This window comes from Microbaculum marinum, from assembly GCF_037855135.1.
In the GTDB taxonomy this organism is placed as follows: domain Bacteria; phylum Pseudomonadota; class Alphaproteobacteria; order Rhizobiales; family Tepidamorphaceae; genus Microbaculum; species Microbaculum marinum.
This window is the reverse complement of sequence record NZ_JAZHOF010000012.1, coordinates 136,056-153,998: the sequence shown is the minus strand read 5'-3', so window position 1 is coordinate 153,998 and position 17,943 is coordinate 136,056. Positions and strand designations below refer to the sequence as shown.

General features: G+C 67.0%; 19 protein-coding genes. 11 read left to right on the top strand and 8 right to left on the bottom strand.

Annotated elements, in window-relative coordinates:
- Positions 1-4: 4 nt before the first annotated feature.
- Positions 5-1,348 (bottom strand): 3-carboxy-cis,cis-muconate cycloisomerase, encoded by a 1,344-nt coding sequence (gene pcaB / locus V3328_RS24095; protein ID WP_340332277.1) that lies wholly within the window; start codon positions 1,346-1,348, stop codon positions 5-7.
- Between the two features lie 146 nt (positions 1,349-1,494).
- Here pcaB and V3328_RS24090 point away from each other — a divergent pair, with 146 nt between their 5' ends.
- The 11 genes from V3328_RS24090 (at position 1,495) to V3328_RS24040 (ending at position 12,211) form a co-directional block, all read left to right on the top strand.
- Positions 1,495-1,959 carry an SRPBCC family protein gene (locus V3328_RS24090; protein ID WP_340332276.1) on the top strand — a complete coding sequence of 155 codons (465 nt, stop codon included), beginning with the start codon at positions 1,495-1,497 and terminating at the stop codon, positions 1,957-1,959.
- A gap of 195 nt (positions 1,960-2,154) precedes the next feature.
- On the top strand, positions 2,155-2,622 hold the full coding sequence (locus V3328_RS24085) for a (2Fe-2S)-binding protein (protein ID WP_340332275.1): 468 nt from the start codon (positions 2,155-2,157) through the stop codon (positions 2,620-2,622).
- A gap of 101 nt (positions 2,623-2,723) precedes the next feature.
- On the top strand, positions 2,724-5,087 hold the full coding sequence (locus V3328_RS24080) for a xanthine dehydrogenase family protein molybdopterin-binding subunit (protein ID WP_340332274.1): 2,364 nt from the start codon (positions 2,724-2,726) through the stop codon (positions 5,085-5,087).
- A gap of 11 nt (positions 5,088-5,098) precedes the next feature.
- Positions 5,099-5,890, top strand: coding sequence for an FAD binding domain-containing protein (locus V3328_RS24075; RefSeq protein WP_340332273.1), 792 nt, complete (start codon positions 5,099-5,101; stop codon positions 5,888-5,890).
- 92 nt (positions 5,891-5,982) lie between these two features.
- Positions 5,983-6,909, top strand: coding sequence for an AAA family ATPase (locus V3328_RS24070; RefSeq protein ID WP_340332272.1), 927 nt, complete (start codon positions 5,983-5,985; stop codon positions 6,907-6,909).
- 271 nt (positions 6,910-7,180) lie between these two features.
- Positions 7,181-8,416, top strand: a complete 1,236-nt coding sequence (locus V3328_RS24065) for a vWA domain-containing protein (protein ID WP_340332271.1) — start codon at positions 7,181-7,183, stop codon at positions 8,414-8,416.
- Positions 8,417-8,502: 86 nt separating this feature from the next.
- Positions 8,503-8,838, top strand: coding sequence for an XdhC family protein (locus V3328_RS24060; RefSeq protein ID WP_340332270.1), 336 nt, complete (start codon positions 8,503-8,505; stop codon positions 8,836-8,838).
- The gene (locus V3328_RS24055) at positions 8,838-9,467 is read left to right on the top strand and encodes a LysE family translocator (protein WP_340332269.1); all 630 of its coding nucleotides are present in this window, start codon (positions 8,838-8,840) and stop codon (positions 9,465-9,467) included. The genes V3328_RS24060 and V3328_RS24055 overlap by 1 nt, the downstream gene beginning before the upstream one ends.
- A 10-nt stretch (positions 9,468-9,477) precedes the next feature.
- A complete protein-coding gene (locus V3328_RS24050; protein WP_340332268.1) occupies positions 9,478-10,176 on the top strand; it encodes an XdhC family protein in 699 nt (232 codons plus the stop codon).
- Positions 10,173-11,798: an NTP transferase domain-containing protein gene (locus tag V3328_RS24045; protein WP_340332267.1), complete on the top strand. Its 1,626-nt coding sequence runs from the start codon at positions 10,173-10,175 to the stop codon at positions 11,796-11,798. Before V3328_RS24050 ends, V3328_RS24045 begins: the two co-directional genes overlap by 4 nt.
- A gap of 143 nt (positions 11,799-11,941) precedes the next feature.
- Positions 11,942-12,211, top strand: coding sequence for an usg protein (locus V3328_RS24040; protein ID WP_340332266.1), 270 nt, complete (start codon positions 11,942-11,944; stop codon positions 12,209-12,211).
- A gap of 54 nt (positions 12,212-12,265) precedes the next feature.
- Here V3328_RS24040 and V3328_RS24035 read toward each other — a convergent pair whose 3' ends face one another.
- From V3328_RS24035 to V3328_RS24005, 7 genes are all read right to left on the bottom strand, one after another.
- Positions 12,266-13,009: a proteasome-type protease gene (locus tag V3328_RS24035; RefSeq protein ID WP_340332265.1), complete on the bottom strand. Its 744-nt coding sequence runs from the start codon at positions 13,007-13,009 to the stop codon at positions 12,266-12,268.
- Positions 13,010-13,073: 64 nt separating this feature from the next.
- Positions 13,074-13,892: a transglutaminase family protein gene (locus V3328_RS24030; protein ID WP_340332264.1), complete on the bottom strand. Its 819-nt coding sequence runs from the start codon at positions 13,890-13,892 to the stop codon at positions 13,074-13,076.
- 13 nt (positions 13,893-13,905) lie between these two features.
- Positions 13,906-14,847, bottom strand: coding sequence for an alpha-E domain-containing protein (locus tag V3328_RS24025; protein ID WP_340332263.1), 942 nt, complete (start codon positions 14,845-14,847; stop codon positions 13,906-13,908).
- A gap of 39 nt (positions 14,848-14,886) precedes the next feature.
- Positions 14,887-16,308, bottom strand: coding sequence for a circularly permuted type 2 ATP-grasp protein (locus V3328_RS24020; RefSeq protein ID WP_378758853.1), 1,422 nt, complete (start codon positions 16,306-16,308; stop codon positions 14,887-14,889).
- Between the two features lie 207 nt (positions 16,309-16,515).
- Positions 16,516-17,121 carry an ATP-dependent Clp protease proteolytic subunit gene (locus V3328_RS24015; protein WP_340332262.1) on the bottom strand — a complete coding sequence of 202 codons (606 nt, stop codon included), beginning with the start codon at positions 17,119-17,121 and terminating at the stop codon, positions 16,516-16,518.
- A gap of 41 nt (positions 17,122-17,162) precedes the next feature.
- Positions 17,163-17,525, bottom strand: a complete 363-nt coding sequence (locus V3328_RS24010; RefSeq protein ID WP_378758852.1) for an SRPBCC family protein — start codon at positions 17,523-17,525, stop codon at positions 17,163-17,165.
- Positions 17,522-17,854: an ArsR/SmtB family transcription factor gene (locus V3328_RS24005; RefSeq protein ID WP_340332304.1), complete on the bottom strand. Its 333-nt coding sequence runs from the start codon at positions 17,852-17,854 to the stop codon at positions 17,522-17,524. The genes V3328_RS24010 and V3328_RS24005 overlap by 4 nt, the downstream gene beginning before the upstream one ends.
- Positions 17,855-17,943 lie beyond the last annotated feature (89 nt).

Here is a 17,943-nt window from a genome sequence, read left to right as displayed (position 1 = left end):
GCGTTCAGCCCTGCCTGACGCGCCAGCCGCGAATGGCGGCATCGACGGTCGCTTCGGCTATGCCGAGATAGGACGCCGGATCGAGCGCCTTCTCGATGCCGTCGATGCCGATCACTTCGGCGACGTCCTCGGTGTCCATCGCGACGTCTCGAAGCGTCCGCTGCTGCGAGATCGCGTGTTCGGCGATCTGTTGCACGAGGTGATGGGCTTGCGCCCGGCCGATCTCCGGCGCCAGCGCCATCATCAGCGATTCCGACATCAGCGTGCCCGATCCCGTATCGAGGTTTTCCCGCATCCTGTCCGGCCGCACCTCGAGCCCGGCTATCGTTTCCGCCATGTGCTCGAGCGCTCCGGCGCTGATGTCGAAGAGATCCGGCAGGAGGGCCCATTCGGCATGCCAGCCGCCGGCGCCGCGTTCGTGTTCCTGCGGGATCGCGGCCAGCAGGCCGGCGGCGAGGCCGTTGGCGCGCAGCGCCGCGGCCCGCACGACGACTGTGGCAACCGGATTGCGCTTCTGCGGCATCGTCGACGAGCCGCCGCGCCCCGGCGCCGCCGGTTCCGACGCTTCGCCGATCTCGGCCTGCATGAGCAGCGCGATGTCGCCGGCGATCTTGGCGAGAGCGCCGGTCAGGATCGCCAGCTCCATGCCCAGCCGGGCGAATCGGTCGCGGGCGGTGTGCGAGGTCACCGCCGGAACGGGGAGGCCCAGTTCGCGGCCCAGGGCAGCGCGAACCGATTCGGCCTCCTCGCCGATTGCGGCGAGCGTGCCCACCGCGCCGCCGAAGTGCAGGACGAGCGCCGCATCCGCCGCCGCCAGCACGGCGCCACGGCAGCGCGTCACCATGTCCAGCCAGCCGGCGACCTTGAAGCCGAAGGTGATCGGCAGCGCCGGCTGCAGCAGCGTACGGCCGGGCATCACCCTGGATCGGTGCGTCTCCGCCAGGGTCGCGAGGCCGTCGCCGAGGCGCTGGATCTGACCGTCGATATGGCCGATGCCCTCGCGCAGCACGAGCGCCGATGCGGTGTCGACGACGTCCTGGCTGGTCGCCCCCCAGTGGACCCAGGCCTTGCCCGGTTCCGGACAATGCGCGGTCAGTGCCTTCACGAAGGGAATGGCGGGGTTGCCGGCGAGCCGTGTGGCGGCCGCAAGCGATGCGATGTCGGGCTTGAACGATCCGCAGGCAGCGCCGATCGTCGCGGCCGCGTCCCGGGGCACGATTCCCGCGAGCGCCTCCGCGCGCGCCAGGGCCGATTCGAAGGCCAGCATGGCAGCCATGCGCCGGTCGTCCGCCAGGATGGATTGCATCTTGGGCGACGAAAGGAGGGGCGTCAGCAGCTCGGAGTGCAAGGCGTTTCCGACGGTTTTGGGCGCATTCGACCAGAAATGGCGTGCGGAGATTAGTCGCAGCGCCGCGTCGATGTCACGCCTCGCCGCTTTAAATCGTCGCCGCAGTCGCTACACTCCGGTGCGTTGTTGGCTGAGGAGAGTCGAAAATGGCAATGAAGATGTCGGGCGAGTACACGCTCCCCGCCGACCGCGAGACGGTTTGGGCGGCCCTGAACGATCCGGATGTGCTCTCGGCCTGCATTCCCGGATGCGAGAGCTTCGAGAAGGTGAGCGATACCGAGTACCACGCGGTCGCCACCTCCAAGATCGGTCCGGTCAAGGCGAAGTTCAAAGGCGAGGTCACCCTCTCCGATATCGATCCGCCGAACGGCTACAAGATCTCGGGCCAGGGGCAGGGCGGCGTCGCCGGTTTCGCCAAGGGGGCTGCCGTCGTGCGTCTTGCCGACGCCGAAGGGGGCGGCACGCTGCTCACCTACGATGTCGATGCCCAGGTCGGCGGCAAGATCGCCCAGATCGGACAGCGCCTGGTCAACGGTGCAGCCAAGAAGACCGCCGACCAGTTCTTCAACAACTTCCGCGACCGCCTCGCCTCCCGCGAAAATGCGGCGTGACGGCCCGGTTCGGGAATTGTTCGCTTGACCGCTTGCGGAATTGGGTCAAAAATCAATAAAAATAACAAATCTAATGTGGAGGCCATCGAAACACCCCACGAATCTTGCAGGAAATCCGCAAGTTTCGCCCCACAGTACCAGTCCGGCAAAATCGAGAGTTCAGACAGGTATCCCGCTGTCTGAGGGAGGAGCGCAATGCCGAAAGTATCCATGACCGTGAACGGTCAGGCGGTGTCCGCAAACGTGGACCCCCGCACGCTACTCGTCGAGTATCTCCGTGAGAACCTGCGGCTGACCGGCACCCATGTAGGGTGCGATACAAGCCAGTGCGGTGCCTGCGTCGTTCACGTCAATGGCAAGGCCCTGAAGTCCTGCACGATGCTTGCTGCGCAGTGCGAAGGCGCGTCGGTGACGACAATAGAGGGGCTGGCCAACGGCGACGACCTGCATCCCATGCAGGAGGCCTTCCGCGAGCATCATGGCCTGCAGTGCGGGTTCTGCACGCCTGGCATGATCATGGCTGCCGTCGATCTGGTGAACCGGCTCGGCAAGGATGTCGACGAGAACACCATCCGGCACGAGCTGGAAGGCAACCTGTGCCGCTGCACAGGATACCACAACATCGTCAAGGCGATCAGTGCCGGTGCGCAGAGCATGGGCTGAACAGGCCCGAAGAGGCCCCCGATGACGCCGCCGATCAAATCAGAAAATTCATTTCTCGGGACCTCGCGTTCTGGGATGACGAGTCTCTGGGAGGAGACAACATGAACGCAAACGGAATCGGAGCTCGCGTAAAGCGGGTCGAGGACAAACGTTTCATCACCGGCAACGGCCACTACACCGACGACATGAACCGGCCGGGTCACGTCCACGCCTATTTCCTGCGCTCGCCGCATGCCCATGCCCGTGTGAAGGGCATCACTTCCAGTGCCGCCACGGCAATGACCGGCGTGCACGCTGTGCTGACGGGCGACGACCTTGCCGCCGACGGAATCGGCCCGCTGCCCTGCGGCTGGATGATCCATTCCAAGGACGGATCGCCGATGAAGACGCCGGGTCATCCGTGCCTGGCGCAGGGCAAGGTCCGCTACGTCGGTGACCCGGTCGCGGTGATCATCGCCGACAGCCTGGCGCTGGCGAAGCAGGCCGCCGAGGTTGTCGAGGTCGACTACGAGGTCCTGCCGGCGGTGGTCGATCTGGCCACGGCGCAATCGTCAGCCACGCTTCTCCACGACGAGGCGCCGCGCAACACCGCCTTCGAGTGGGAGCTTGGCGACAAGGCGGCGACGGACGCTGCCTTCGACGGTGCTCATCATGTCACCCGGATCGAGCTGTCCAACAATCGGCTGGTGCCGAACGCCATGGAGCCGCGTGCGGCCGTCGGCGAATACGATGCCGGCACCGACCACTTCACGCTGTGGACGACCAGCCAGAACCCGCACGTCGCACGCCTTGTGATGTCGGCGTTCCTGAACATCGCACCGGAGCACAAGCTGCGTGTGATCGCGCCCGACGTCGGCGGCGGCTTCGGCTCGAAGATCTACGTCTATCCCGAAGAGACCGTCTGCGTCTGGGCGTCGAAGAAGGTGCGCAGGCCGGTGAAGTGGACGTCCGACCGCACGGAGGCGTTCCTTTCGGACGCGCATGGCCGCGACCACCTGACCACGGCGGAACTGGCCCTAGACGAGCGCGGCAAGATGCTCGGGCTGCGCGTCAAGACGCTGGCCAACGTCGGCGGCTACATGAATCTGTTCGCCTCGTCGGTGCCGACGTATCTCTATGCGACCCTGCTGTCGGGGCAGTACGACATCCCGGCGATCTACGCTGAGGTCGACACCGTCTACACGACGACGACGCCGGTCGATGCCTATCGCGGTGCCGGCCGTCCGGAAGCGACATTCGTCATCGAGCGCATCGTCGAGGTTGCCGCGCGCGAGATGGGGATCGATCCGGCGACGCTGCGGAAGCGCAACTTCATCCGCAAGTTCCCGCACCAGACGCCGGTGATCATGGCCTATGACGTGGGCGACTATCATGCCTCGCTGAACAAGGCGATGGACCTGGCCGACTACAAGGGATTCGGCAAGCGCAAGCGCGAGTCGGCGCGGCGCGGCAAGCTGCGCGGCATCGGTATATCGACCTATATCGAGGCGTGCGGCATCGCGCCGTCGCAGGCGGTCGGCTCCCTCGGCGCGGGCGTCGGCCTGTGGGAGTCCGCCGAGGTCCGGGTCAATCCGGTCGGCACCGTCGAGATACTGACCGGCTCGCACAGCCATGGACAGGGCCACGAGACCACCTTCGCCCAGCTCGTCGCGGACCGGCTCGGCATTCCCTTCGAGAACGTCTCCATCGTCCACGGCGACACCGACAAGGTGCAGTTCGGCATGGGCACCTACGGCTCGCGCTCGGGCGCGGTCGGGATGTCGGCGATCTCCAAGGCGCTCGACAAGGTCGTCGACAAGGGCAAGAAGATCGCAGCCCACCTGCTCGAGGCGTCCGAAGCCGATATCGAGTTCAAGGACGGCAACTTCACCGTGTCGGGCACCGACAAGTCGATCGACTGGACGTCGCTCGCGCTCGGCGCCTATGTCGCGCACGGCTTCCCGCCCTCCGAGATCGAGCCGGGCCTGAAGGAAACCTCCTTCTACGACCCGACCAACTTCACCTTCCCGGCCGGCTGTCACATCTGCGAGGTCGAGGTCGATCCCGAGACAGGGGTCACCGAGATCGCCAACTGGGTGGCCGTCGACGACTTCGGCACGATCATCAATCCGATGATCGTCGAAGGCCAGGTGCACGGCGGCATCGCCCAGGGCGTCGGCCAGGCGCTGATGGAGGGCACCGCCTACGACAGCGAGGGCCAGCTTCTGTCGGGCTCGTTCATGGACTACACCATGCCGCGCGCCGACAACCTGCCGAGCTTCAAGGTGGACACGACGGTCACCGAATGCCCGTCCAATCCGCTCGGAATGAAGGGCTGCGGCGAGGCAGGCGCGATCGCCTCGCCGGCCGCCGTCATCAATGCCATCACCGACGCGCTCGGTCACGAGGATCTGGCAATGCCTGCGACCGCCCAGGCCGTGTGGCGCGCCGCCCGTAAGACCTCCCAGCGCGCGGCCGCGGAATAAGGAGAACGCAGATGTATCCTTTCACCTACCATCGGCCGGCATCGGTCCGCAAAGCGGTCAACCTTCTGGCCAGTTCCGAGGATGCCAAGATCCTGGCCGGCGGCCATACGCTGCTGCCGACCATGAAGCAGCGGCTGGCGGCGCCGTCCGACCTGATCGACCTCAACGGCGTCGAGGGCCTGAGCGGCATCGAGCAGAAGGGCCGCACGATCCACATCGGGGCGATGACCCGGCACGCCGAGGTGGCGAACTCCGACGTGGTCAAGGAGGCGATCCCAGCACTGGCGAAACTCGCCGGCGGCATCGGCGATCCGCACGTGCGCCATCGCGGCACCATCGGCGGTTCGGTCGCCAACAACGATCCGAATGCCGACTACCCGGCAGCCTGCCTCGGCCTCGGCGCGACGATCGTCACCAACAAGCGCAAGATCCCGGCCGACGAGTTCTTCGTCGGCATGTTCGAGACGGCGCTGGAGGAGGGCGAGATCATCACCAAAGTGCTGTTCCCGATCCCCCGCAAGGCCGGCTACGCGAAGTTCCCGAACCCCGCCTCGCGCTATGCGCTGGTCGGCGTCTTCGTCTCCAAGCGCGGCAAGGACGTCCGCGTTGCGGTGACGGGGGCGGGACCCTGCGTGTTCCGGGCAACGGCGCTGGAGGAGGCGCTTGCCGGCCGCTTCGCAGCCAAGTCTCTCGAAGGCGTTACGGTCAGCGACGCCGACCTCAACAGCGACATCCACGCCAGCGCCGAGTACCGGGCGCACCTGATCGGGGTGATGGCGCGGCGCGCGGTCGCGGCGGCTTGAGCCGGGCAATACGCGGCCTATTTGAATGACCTGAATTGCGGCCGGCGTCCTCGGGTGCCGGCCGCATCTCTATGAGCCTACCGGAGTCCGCCTTGGCCGATACCCCTCCGAACGTCCCAGAGTCCATCGACGCCACGCTGAAGCTGCTCGCCTCGGCCGACTATGTCGCCGACCGGTCGCTGGCCACCGTCCTCTATCTCTCCCTGAAGATGGGCCGGCCATTGTTCCTGGAAGGCGAGGCGGGCGTCGGCAAGACCGAGATCGCCAAGGTGCTGGCGCAGGCGCTCGGCCGCCGGATGATCCGGCTGCAGTGCTACGAGGGGCTGGACGTCTCGTCTGCGGTCTACGAGTGGAACTATGCCGCGCAGATGATCGAGATCCGGCTCGCCGAGGCTGAGGGGATCGCCGACCGCGAGCGGCTCGGCGAGGACGTGTTTTCCGAGCGCTTCCTGATCAAGCGCCCGCTGCTGGAGGCGCTGGAGCCGGATACCGCCGGCCCGCCGGTCCTGCTGATCGACGAACTCGACCGGACCGACGAGGCCTTCGAGGCCTTCCTGCTGGAAGTCCTGTCGGACTTCCAGGTGACGATCCCGGAAATCGGCACGGTCCATGCCGATCATCCGCCCATCGTCGTCATCACGTCGAACCGCACCCGCGAGATCCATGACGCCCTGAAGCGGCGCTGTCTCTATCACTGGGTCGACTATCCCGACGCCCGACGCGAGCTGAAGATCGTCAGGGCCAAGGTGCCCGGCGCGCCCGAGCGGCTCAGCCGCGAGATCGTCGCCTTCGTGCAGGCGCTGCGCAACGAGGACCTGTTCAAGGCTCCCGGCGTCGCCGAGACGCTCGACTGGGCGACCGCGCTGACCGAACTGGACGCCGTCGAACTCGATGCGGCGACCGTCTCCGACACGCTCGGCGTGCTGCTCAAGTACCAGGACGACATCGCCCGGATGCAGGGCGGCAAGGCCAAGGAAGTCCTGGACCAGGCGCGCGCGGACCTGCGCGCGGCAGGATAGGGGCGGCATTCGGGGAGAAGCGATGCGCCAGATTGCCTGCGCCGGAACCCCTCTCCCGGATCGCCTGCGCGATCCGACCTCTCCCGGTGGGAGAGGTGGAACCCCGTGCATGCCGCGACGCCATCCGGAGCGCCATCGGAGGTTCGCCGTGTCGAGCGCCGCAGGCGCACCTCTCCCGTGGGGAGAGGTCGGCGCGAAGCGCCGGGTGAGGGGCTCCGCCGCCGCGATCCGGTGCTGCGCACCGGCCCCCTCCGGCTTTGGGGAGTAGGAATTGGCGGATCTGGATCCGAACACCGCACCGGAGGCCTTCGAAGGCCGGCTCGCCGACAACATCGTGCATTTTGCCCGCGCCTTGCGCACCGCCGGCATGCGCGTCGGCCCGGGCGCGGTCGTCGACGCGATCCGCGCGGTCGAGGCGGCCGGCATCGGCGAAAAGCAGGACTTCTATTGGGTGCTGCACTCGGTCCTGGTCAACCGGCGCGAGGACCACGAGCTGTTCGACCAGGCCTTCCGGCTCTACTGGCGCAAGCGGGCGCTTCTGGAACGGATGATGGCGCAGCTCCTGCCGCCGTCGCCGGGCGCGCCGAAGAAGGACGAGAACGAGGTCCGCTCGCGCGTCGCCGATGCGCTGATGAAGAACGAGCAGCCGCCCGAGAAGCAGAAGCCGAAGCTGGAGATCGACGCCAGGCTGACGCTGTCGGATCAGGAGGTGCTGCAGGCCAAGGACTTCGAGCAGATGTCGGCCGCCGAGATTGCCGAGGCGCGGCGCTTGATCGGCCGGATGCTGCTGCCGCTGAACAAGGTCAGGACGCGCCGGCTGGAGCCCTCGTCGCGCGGCAGGACGATCGATCTGCGCCGCTCCTTCCGCTCCACCATCCGCAGCGGCGGCGGCGGCGTCATCGACCTGCGCAAGCTGGCCCCGGCCGAGCGCCATCCGCCGCTCGTTGCGATCTGCGACATCTCCGGCTCGATGACGCAGTACAGCCGGATGTTCCTGCACTTCCTGCACGCTCTGACCGAGGCGCGCGGACGGGTGTCGAGCTTCGTGTTCGGCACGCGGCTGACCAACATCACCCGCCAGATCAAGGCGCGCGACCCCGACGAGGCGCTGGAGCGGTGCTCGGACGCCGTCGCCGACTGGGCCGGCGGCACGCGGATTTCCGACTGCCTGCACGAGTTCAACCGGAAATGGTCCCGCCGCGTCCTGGCGCAGGGCGCCGTGGTGCTGCTGGTCACGGACGGGCTGGAACGCGGCGGCCAGGGCGAACTCGCCTTCGAGATGGACCGGCTGCACCGTTCCTGCCGGCGGCTGATCTGGCTCAACCCGCTGCTGCGCTACGACCGCTTCGAGGCGAAGGCCGCCGGCATCGTCACCATGCTGCCGCATGTCGACGAGTTCCGGACGATCCACAGCCTCGATGCCATGGCCGACCTGATCGAGGCGCTCGATACCCGCAGGCGCGGCGACGCCGATCCCGCGAAATGGCTGAAGGCGAGGGCGGCGTGAGCGGGTGAGCGGCGTTCCGGGGCTGTCCCGGCGCCGCGGCGATACTATTTCTATGCGCAGTTCCCCGAACGAACCGGGAGTGTGAAATGACCGAAACGACAAGCGCCCCGATCGACGACCCGCTGGCCATCGCCCAGACCTGGCGCGACGCCGGCCGTGACGTCGCGCTGGCCACCGTTGTGGAAACCTGGGGCTCGGCGCCGCGACCTGTCGGCAGCCATCTCGTCATCGATGCCGAAGGCAACTTCGAGGGCTCCGTGTCCGGCGGCTGCGTCGAAGGCGCGGTGATCTCGGAGGCGATCGACGTGATCGACACCGGCAAGCCGAGGACGCTGGAATTCGGCGTCGCAGACGAAACCGCCTGGCGCGTCGGCCTGTCCTGCGGCGGCCGCATCAAGGTGTTCGTCGAGAAGGTGGAGTGATGCCGTCCGCCGATCTCCTGGTCGCATTCGCGCTGGCGACCGCGATCTTCGCCTACATGCCGGGACCCGCGATGCTCTATACGGCGGCGCAGACGCTGGCGCGCGGCCGCCGCGGCGGACTGATGGCGGCGCTCGGCATCCATGTCGGCTGCTATGTCCACGTGCTGGGGGCGGTTCTCGGTCTCGCGGCGCTGATGAGGCTGGTGCCGGAGATCTACCTGGCGATCAAGCTTGCCGGTGCCGCATACCTGGTCTGGCTCGGCATCTCGATGATCCGCGGCGCGAGGGGCGAGAATCCTGCCGTCGCGATTTCCTCGCGGTCGCCGGCACGGGCATTTGTCGACAGCATGCTGGTGGAGATCCTCAACCCGAAGACGGCGATCTTCTTCGTCGCCTTCCTCCCGCAGTTCGTCGATCCCGCGGCCGCCCTGCCGGTATGGGCGCAGCTGCTGGTGCTCGGCACGATCGTGAATCTTGCCTTCTCCTCCGCCGACATCGTGGTGATCCTCGTTGCGTCGGCGGCGATGGTCCGGCTGAAGGCGAGCACGATGGCGCAGCGCTTTGCCCGTGCCGTCGGCGGGACGATCCTGATCGGTCTCGGGGCGCGGATGGCGATGGACAGGACGTGAGGGGCTTGCCGTGAAACTCGATATTCTCGCCGAACTGAACGCCGAACGCGCCGCCCGGCGGGCGGTGATCCTGATCACCGATACCGCGACGGGCGACCAGAAGCTGATCCGCGAAGAGGACATCGAGGGCTCGGATCGGCCCGACCTCTATGACGCGCTGGTCCGCGCCGGCCGCTCCCGTCCGCTGAAGGAGGAGGAGGGCGGCGGCTTCGCAAACGTGCTGGTGCCGCCGGCCAAGCTCGTGCTGGTCGGCGCGGTGCATATCAGTCAGGAACTGGCGCCGATCGCCCGTCGGCTGGGCTATGACGTCACCGTGGTCGACCCGCGCACCGCGTTTGCCACCGAAGACCGGTTCCCCGATGTCAGGCTGATCGCTGAATGGCCGGACGAAGTCCTGCCGGAGATCGGCGTCGATCGCTGGACGGCCTTCTGCGCGCTCACCCACGATCCGAAGGTCGACGATCCCGGTCTGATCCATGCGATCCGCAAGGAGTGCTTCTATATCGGCGCGCTCGGCAGCCGCAAGACGCACGCCCGTCGCGTCGAGCGGCTGACCGCTGAAGGCATCACCGAGGCGCAACTGGCCCGCATCCACGCCCCCATCGGCCTGGCGATCGGCTCGCAGAGCCCCGCCGAGATCGCCGTGGCGATCATGGCGCAGATCACCGGGACGCTCAGGCTCGGATCGGACTCCGCGAAGGCGGCATGAGGTTCGGTCCGGTCCCTGTCGGAGAGGCGGAGGGCGCCATCCTGGCGCATTCGCAGCGTGCCGGCCGCAAGACCGTCCGCAAGGGCACGGTTCTCACCGCCGACAGGATCGAGGCCTTGCGGGAAGCGGGCATCGTGGAGGTGATCGCGGCGCGGCTCGAGCCCGGCGACGTCCACGAGGACGATGCCGCCGCGCGGCTCGCCTCTGCGGTCGCCGGCGCCAACGTCCGGGTCGACCGGGCGTTCACCGGCCGCGCCAACCTGTTCTCCGAGGTTCCCGGCATCCTGTCGGTCAGGAAGGATGCCATCGACGCGTTCAACCGGATCGACGAGGCGGTCACTCTGGCGACGCTTGCCGCCTTCGAGCCGGTGCGCGACGGCACGATGATCGCGACCGTCAAGATCATCCCGTTTGCGGTGTCCGGCGCGTCGGTCGACAAGGCGCTGGCCGCCGTTCCGGAAGGCGGCCTGTTCGAGGTTCGGCCCTACCGGCTGACCAGGGTCGGCGTCGTCGCGTCGGTCCTGCCCGGCACGCCGGACAAGATGCTCGACAAGACCGCGCGCGTCCTGGCTGACCGTCTGGCGCCGAGCGGCGCGCACATTTTCGAGGAGCTCCGGGTGCCCCACGAGGCCGCCGCCGTTGCGGGGGCAATCCGGGAGCTGGAGGAAAGGGGCGCCGAGCTGGTGCTCGTTTTCGGCGCCTCGGCGATCGTCGACCGGGGGGACGTCATCCCTGCGGCGATAGAGCGTGCCGGCGGTGTCGTGACCCATTTCGGAATGCCGGTCGATCCCGGCAACCTGCTGCTGATCGGCGACTACCGCGGAAAGCCGGTCATCGGTGCGCCGGGCTGCGCCCGCAGTCCGAAGGAAAACGGCTTCGACTGGGTTTTGCAGCGCTATCTCGCCGGCGTTCCCGTTTCCGCCGCCGACGTGACGGCGATGGGGGTCGGAGGCCTGCTGATGGAAATCGAGAGCCGCCCGCAGCCGCGCGCCGGGCAGGAGGCGGAGACCAGGTCGCCTCGCGTCGCCGCGATCCTGCTCGCCGCCGGCCAGTCGCGGCGCATGGGCACCGCAAACAAGCTGACCGAGGAGATCGGAGGACGGCCGATGGTGCGCATTGCCGCCGAGGCGATCCTCGGCAGCAGCGCCGCCCCGGTCGTCGTCGTCACCGGGCATCAGCGCGAGCGGGTGGAGGCGGCGCTGGCCGGCCTCGACGTCGCCTTCGTGCGCAATCCCGACTACGCCGACGGCCTGTCGACCTCGCTGAAGGCGGGGATCGCCGCGCTGCCCGAAGACGCGGACGGTGCAGTCGTGTGCCTCGGCGACATGCCCGGCGTGAGTGCGGCGGTCATCGACCGGCTCATCGGCGTCTTCGATCCGGCCGAAGGCCGCGCCGCCGTCGTGCCCACGGTGGCCGGCAAGCGCGGCAACCCGGTCCTCTGGGGGCGGCGCTTCTTCGAGGCCCTGTCGGCGATTCGCGGCGACGTCGGCGCCCGGCATCTGATCGGCGAGAACGCCGAGCTCGTGGCGGAGCTGGAGATCGCCGGCGACGGGGTTCTCAGGGATGTGGACACTCCGGAGGCATTGGCGCGCCTGCGGGCGGGGCAGCCCGCCGAGGATTGAGGCAGCGGCACGCCGGCCTGTCAGCACTCATCCGGAGTTGCTGCTAAAATATTGAATTACAAGGCTAATCAGGAACTTGCATATTGCAAAGGCGTTGAGTCGTTGCGACACTTTTCGTGTTTGATGGCTACCTGGAGACGCTTATGGCTTCCATCGAATTCGAATCCCAGTTGAAGGGATACGGCTTGACCACGGCGAACATCCTGTACCGCCTGCCGGACCATCCCGCAATTCTTCAGGAATTCCTGTGGCAGCACTACGACCTGGCGCCGGACTTTCCCGAGCTCTTCCGTTTCCTCGACTTCTGGGACCGCGAAATCGATGGGCCGGTCCATTCCGTGAAGGTCTGCCACAAGAAGCTGGTAGGCCCGACCGAATGGCGCAAGGCCAAGGGCGTCTACGGGTTGCACTGATTGCATTCCGGCCGAGCGGAACCACCGTCCGGCCGGAGTCGCCCCTGGGGCTGGTCAGCCGTTGCCGTAGGGCGGCCGCGGGATGGCCTTGTGGGCGGCTTTCAGCGCGTTCGACCAGCGGTCCTGCAGGTCGTGGAAGTAGGGCTCCCCCGGCTCGATCCGGTGGGTCAGTTCGGCCTGAAGTGCGCCGCGGCGGTACAGCACGAAATCGATCGGCATTCCGACGCTGAGGTTGGAGCGCATCGTCGAATCCATCGAGATCAGGCCGAGCTTGAGCGCGTCCTGCAGGCCGGTGTCGTGCCGGATCGCCCTGTCGAGGATCGGCTTTCCGTACTTGTGCTCGCCGATCTGCAGATAGGGCGTGTCGTTGGTCGCCTCGATGAAATTGCCGGCCGCATAGACCATGAACAGGCGCAGCTGGCCGCCCTTGACCTGGCCGCCCACCAGGAAGGTGATGTCGAATCCGGCCTGCTGCTGCTCGAGCGACTTGCCGTCGAACTGGTAGACCTCCCGGATCGCGCGTCCGACGAACTGCGCGGTCTTGAACATGCTGGGCTGGGTCCAGATCGTCGCGAAGTTGTCGCTGTCGGGATCGCCGATGCCTTCCGTCAGCAGGCTGAGCACTGCCTGGCTCGCGGCAAGGTTGCCGGCGGAGGCGACGGCCACGAACCGCTCGCCGGGCTGTTCGAAAACGTGAAGTTTCCGGTATGTGGCGATATTGTCGACGCCCGCGTTGGTACGGGTGTCGCCGATCATCACGAGTCCATCGTCAACCAGAATGCCGACGCAATAGGTCATTGGAATCGCCGTAAGAATCCATCTCGCGCTTATAGCCTTTCAGGCGCGCGGATGGGAATAGACACTATTGCTGGGCAGACATGTTTTCCGTGCGTACGGCGACGCCGAGGGTCTCTGTCTGGCCTCCGACCTGGGAGCCCCGCACCGGTGCTGCGCCCAGGTAGTCCAGCCCCACCGCCACCCGCACGTAGCCGTCGGTGGTGCATACCCCGTTCGAAGGATCGAATCCGACCCAGCCGAGATCGCCCGCGTAGGCCTCCGCCCAGGCGTGGCCGGCTTCGCTGGTGACGGTTCCGTCCGACTGCACCAGATAGCCGCCGATGTAGCGCGCCGGGATGCCGAGCGACCGGGCCGCGGCGATGAAGACGTGCGCGAAGTCCTGGCAGACCCCATGCCGGAGTTCGAACGCGGCGGCGGCGGTCGTGCCGCTGTCGGTGCGGTTCGTATCGAAGGTGATGTGCGCGTGCAGATCGGACAGCAGGTCGTGGAGAAGCTGCAGGCGGTCGTTGTCCTGGCGCTGGAACTTGCGGGCGTAGGCTTCGATCTGTTCGTCGGGTTCGGTGAGGCTGGTTTCGCGTAGATACAGGCCCAGCGGCAGGCGCTCGGCCGTGCCGCGGATCACCCCGGCCGTCTCCTCCGTTTCCACTTCTCCCTCGACGATAATGGACAGCGAGTCGAACTGGCCCATCAGCGTGAAGCTGTGGACGACGTTGCCGAACGCATCGGTGGTCTCGACGAGCCGGCAGTCCTTGTCGACCTCGATCCGCCAGCGGCGCACGTGCTGGCCGTCGTGGCTGCGCGGCGAGAGGCGCAGCTTCTGGATGATGTACTTGGCTGGCGTTGCGTATTCATAGGCCGTCTCGTGCCGCACTTGGATGCGCATCGATGGGATCCCGTCAGATCAGGTATTGGTCGGTTATGGCGGTGCCGAGGCGATTGTTCTCTTCGAGGAACTCGACCAGGAACTCGTGCAGGCCGCTCTGGAAGATGTCGTCGGTGCGGGCGTTGCGGAGCTGGGCGTAGACGCGGCGTGCCTGCCGCTGGCTGTCGCCCTGGCGCCCGTAGGTGCGGGCCAGTTCGTCGAGGAAGTTCGACAGGTTGGCGTAGCAGCTTGCCAGCGACCTGGGCATTTCCTCTCGCAGGATCAGCAGGTCCGCGATCAGCCACGGCTTGAACGAATCCCGGTAGACCCAGTGATAGGCGGTGAGCGCCGACACGGAGCGCAGGATCGCCGACCACTGGAAATAGTCGAGGCCGCCGCCGACAGGTTCGGTGTCCGGCAGCAGGACGTGATACTTCACGTCGAGGATGCGCGCGGTGTTCTCCGCCCGCTCGAGATAGACGCCAAGTCGCGAGAACCAGTAGGCGTCGTTGCGCAGCATGGTGCGGTAGGCCGATCCGTCGACCCGGAGCGATACCTCCTTCACCCAGGCGACGAAGCGGTTGAGCCCGGACGGCGAGATGTCGTCGGTGCGGTAGCGGTGAAGCTCCAGCCAGGCCCCGTTGATCGCCTCCCAGGTATCCAGCGTCAGCGCGCCGCGAACGGCACGGGCGTTGGTGCGGGCAAACCGCAGGCAGTTGCGGATCGAGGAGGGATTGGCATCCGAGAATGCCAAGAACTCGAAGACGTTCTCCGCGGTCGGATCCTTGCCCGTCTCCTCGAACGCGTGAGTGCTCGCCGACGCGGCCAGCGCCGACTGCCACTCGTTGGTCAGGCCGTCGTCGTTGCCCGGAATGTTCGCCATGCGCGACGCCGCGTGCAGGATGCGGGCGACGTTCTCGGCCCGCTCCACGTAGCGCGACATCCAGAACAGATTGTCGGCGGTCCGGCTCAGCACGCCTCGACGGCCCCCCGGGTCCCGCTAGTTGGTGTCGTTTCAGCCATTGATCACCCAGGTGTCCTTTGTGCCGCCGCCCTGGCTCGAGTTGACCACCAGCGAGCCTTCGCGCAGCGCGACCCGCGTCAGCCCGCCGGGCACGATGCGGACCTTGTCCGTTCCCGTCAGCACGAAGGGACGCAGGTCGACATGGCGCGGCGCCAGGCCGCTCTCCACCCAGGTCGGGCAGGTCGACAGCGCAAGCGTCGGCTGGGCGATGTAGTTTTCCGGTTCCTCCTTCAGCTTGGCGGCGAACTCCTCCCGCGTCTTCCGGTCGGCGGTCGGGCCGACCAGCATGCCGTAGCCGCCGGAGCCGTGCACCTCCTTGACGACGAGTTCGGCGAGGTTGTCGAGCACGTAGGACAGCGCCTCTGGCTCGCGGCAGCGATGCGTCGGGACGTTCTTCAGGATCGGTTCCTCGCCCAGGTAGAACTTCAGGATCTCCGGCATGTAGCTGTAGATCGCCTTGTCGTCGGCGATGCCGGTCCCCACCGCGTTGGCGAGCGAGACGTTGCCGGCTTCGTAAACAGACATCAGGCCGGCGACGCCGAGCGCCGAGTCGGGCCGGAAGGTGAGGGGATCGATGAAGTCGTCGTCGACGCGCCGGTAGATCACGTCGACCTGCTGCAGGCCCTGGGTCGTGCGCATGTAGACGAAGTTGTCGCGCACCACCAGATCGTGCCCTTCCACCAGCTCGATGCCGACCTTGTCGGCCAGGAAGCTGTGCTCGTAGAAGGCGCTGTTGAAGGGGCCGGGAGTGAGCAGCGCTATGGTCGGCTCGCGGGGCGCGTTCTCCGGCGCGATCGACTGCAGCGTCGCCAGCAGCTCTTCGGGATAGTTCTCGACCGGGCGCACGTTGTATCGGGAAAACAGCTCCGGGAAGAGCAGCATCATCACTTCCCGGTCCTCGAGCATGTAGGAGACGCCCGACGGCGTGCGGGCGTTGTCCTCCAGCACGTAGAACGTGTCGGCGTCGACGCGGACGATGTCGATGCCGGCGATCGGAACGTAGACGTCGCCGCGGATCTTGCGGCCCATCATTTCCGGCCTGAACGCCGGGTTGGCGAAGATCAGCTCGGCCGGCAGGATCCCGGCCTTGAGGATTTCCTGGTTGGAGTAGATATCTGCGAGGAAGGCGTTGATCGCCTTTACGCGCTGCTCCAGCCCTTCCGCCATCCGCCCCCACTCGGTCCCGGTGATGATCCGGGGAACCACGTCGAAGGGGATGATGCGCTCCTCGGAGCGCGCCTCGCCATAGACGGCGAACGTGATGCCGATGCGCCGGAACAGCAGTTCCGCCTCGCTGCGGCGCTGTTCGATCAGGTCGTCGGGTATCCCCTCGAGCCATTCGGCCAGGCCGCGATAGGGTTCGCGGCAGCCTTCGATCGAACTGCGCATCTCGTCGAAGAATTCGGTCCCCATGTCCTCCCCTGGCCCGCTCCCTCAGGAGCCCGTTTGACGGATAGTATCGCGCGACGATTTCTCATCCGCAATGATCGTGCCACGGGCTTTTTGCGTGAGCGCGGATGCGTTCGCGCCGTCCGGCGATAGCGATTTGGGCAGAATCTTCCCCACTGCCCGATAATGCGGCAGCGGTGGAATGGTTCCGGTCGCCAGGGGCGGCGGGGGTCAGGCCGCGCGCTCGGCCTTGTCCAGAACGCGGTCGATCAGGCCCCACTCGACGGCCTCCGCCGCGGTGAGGAAGCGGTCGCGGTCGAGCGCCCTTTCCACGTCGGCGTAGCTCCGTCCGCAATGCTCCGCGTAGAGGGCGAGGATGCGCCGCTTCGTGCGCAGCATCTCCTCGGCCTGGATCTGGATGTCGGAGGCCTGGCCCTGGAAGCCGCCGAGCGGCTGGTGGACGTGCAGGCTGGCATTGGGCAGCGCGGCGCGGTGGCCTGGCTCGCCGGCCATCAGCAGGAAGGACCCCATCGAGCGCGCGGTGCCCATGCACAGGGTGTGAACCGGCGCGCGTATGAACTGCATGGTGTCGTACATGGCAAAGCCGCTGGTGACGACGCCGCCCGGCGAGTTGATGTAGAGATGGATCGGCTTCTTGGGGTTCTCGGCCTCCAGGAACAGCAGTTGCGCGCATACCGTTGCCGAGAGCGCGTCGTTGACCTCGCCGTTCAGGAAGATGATGCGCTCGCGCAGCAGCCGCGAGTAGATGTCGAAGGATCGCTCGCCGCGGCTGGACTGCTCGACGACGATCGGGACGAGTTGCAGCGTGTCGCGCATCGGCGAGCTTCCTTGCTGTGATGATCGGTGGGCCCGAGGCGTCAGGCGGCGCGCAGACGGCAGCTCAGGTTGCTGTTGGCGGCGGCCGGTGTCCGGGGAACCAGGCGAGGGTCGGTCAGCCGGTGGATGATCGTCAGCCGGGTTCCCTGTCCGAGCGCGCCGCGGCGCAGCTGGAAGACGACGGTGCTTTCCAGATACGGCGGGGCGTCGTCGCGCAGGCGAAAGGCGACCTCTTCGCCGGGTGTCGTCGAGATCGGCTCGGGGTCCGTCCGCGTGCCGGTCAGCCAGCGTTCCCGGAGCTCGGGGGTGGTCACGGCGCGCCAGACCTTTTCCGGCGGCGCATCGAGGTCGCTCTCGAACACCAGTTCGTCCGCGCACGGTTCAATGGCCGGGATATCGCTCACGTGTCCATCTCCCTCAGCAGGTCCTTCAGTGCCTCGATCTGTTGCGGCCAGTAGGCACGGTACTTCGACAGCCATTGGGCGATCTGCGCCAGGCCGGCGGGATCGACCTCGTAGTTGACGTAACGGCCCTGCCGCTCCTCGCGCACCAGGCCCGCGCCGCGCAGCACCGCAAGGTGCTGCGACATGGCGGGCTGGCTTATCTCCATGCCGCTGCGCAGGGCGCTCGCGTTCATCTGCCCCGCGGCGAGCTTCTCGAAGATCGCCCGGCGCGTCGGGTCGGCCAGCGCCTTGAAAATGTCGTTGCCGATCATTCCAATACATAAGCACAGACTTATGTATTCTGCAAGCGGCATGCATCGTGCGGCAATGCCGGGTCCTCGCGAGCCTCGAAGATATCTCTCAGCGGATCGCGCTGCTC

Coding starts and splice junctions, on each gene's coding strand:
- V3328_RS24080 (WP_340332274.1), top strand. CDS start 2,724: ATGAACGCAAACGGAATCGGAGCTCGCGTAAAGCGGGTCGAGGACAAA.
- V3328_RS24055 (WP_340332269.1), top strand. CDS start 8,838: ATGCCGTCCGCCGATCTCCTGGTCGCATTCGCGCTGGCGACCGCGATC.
- V3328_RS24045 (WP_340332267.1), top strand. CDS start 10,173: ATGAGGTTCGGTCCGGTCCCTGTCGGAGAGGCGGAGGGCGCCATCCTG.
- V3328_RS24090 (WP_340332276.1), top strand. CDS start 1,495: ATGGCAATGAAGATGTCGGGCGAGTACACGCTCCCCGCCGACCGCGAG.
- V3328_RS24015 (WP_340332262.1), bottom strand. CDS start 17,121: ATGCGCGACACGCTGCAACTCGTCCCGATCGTCGTCGAGCAGTCCAGC.
- V3328_RS24035 (WP_340332265.1), bottom strand. CDS start 13,009: ATGACCTATTGCGTCGGCATTCTGGTTGACGATGGACTCGTGATGATC.
- V3328_RS24020 (WP_378758853.1), bottom strand. CDS start 16,308: ATGGGGACCGAATTCTTCGACGAGATGCGCAGTTCGATCGAAGGCTGC.
- V3328_RS24040 (WP_340332266.1), top strand. CDS start 11,942: ATGGCTTCCATCGAATTCGAATCCCAGTTGAAGGGATACGGCTTGACC.
- V3328_RS24030 (WP_340332264.1), bottom strand. CDS start 13,892: ATGCGCATCCAAGTGCGGCACGAGACGGCCTATGAATACGCAACGCCA.
- V3328_RS24075 (WP_340332273.1), top strand. CDS start 5,099: ATGTATCCTTTCACCTACCATCGGCCGGCATCGGTCCGCAAAGCGGTC.
- V3328_RS24085 (WP_340332275.1), top strand. CDS start 2,155: ATGCCGAAAGTATCCATGACCGTGAACGGTCAGGCGGTGTCCGCAAAC.
- V3328_RS24060 (WP_340332270.1), top strand. CDS start 8,503: ATGACCGAAACGACAAGCGCCCCGATCGACGACCCGCTGGCCATCGCC.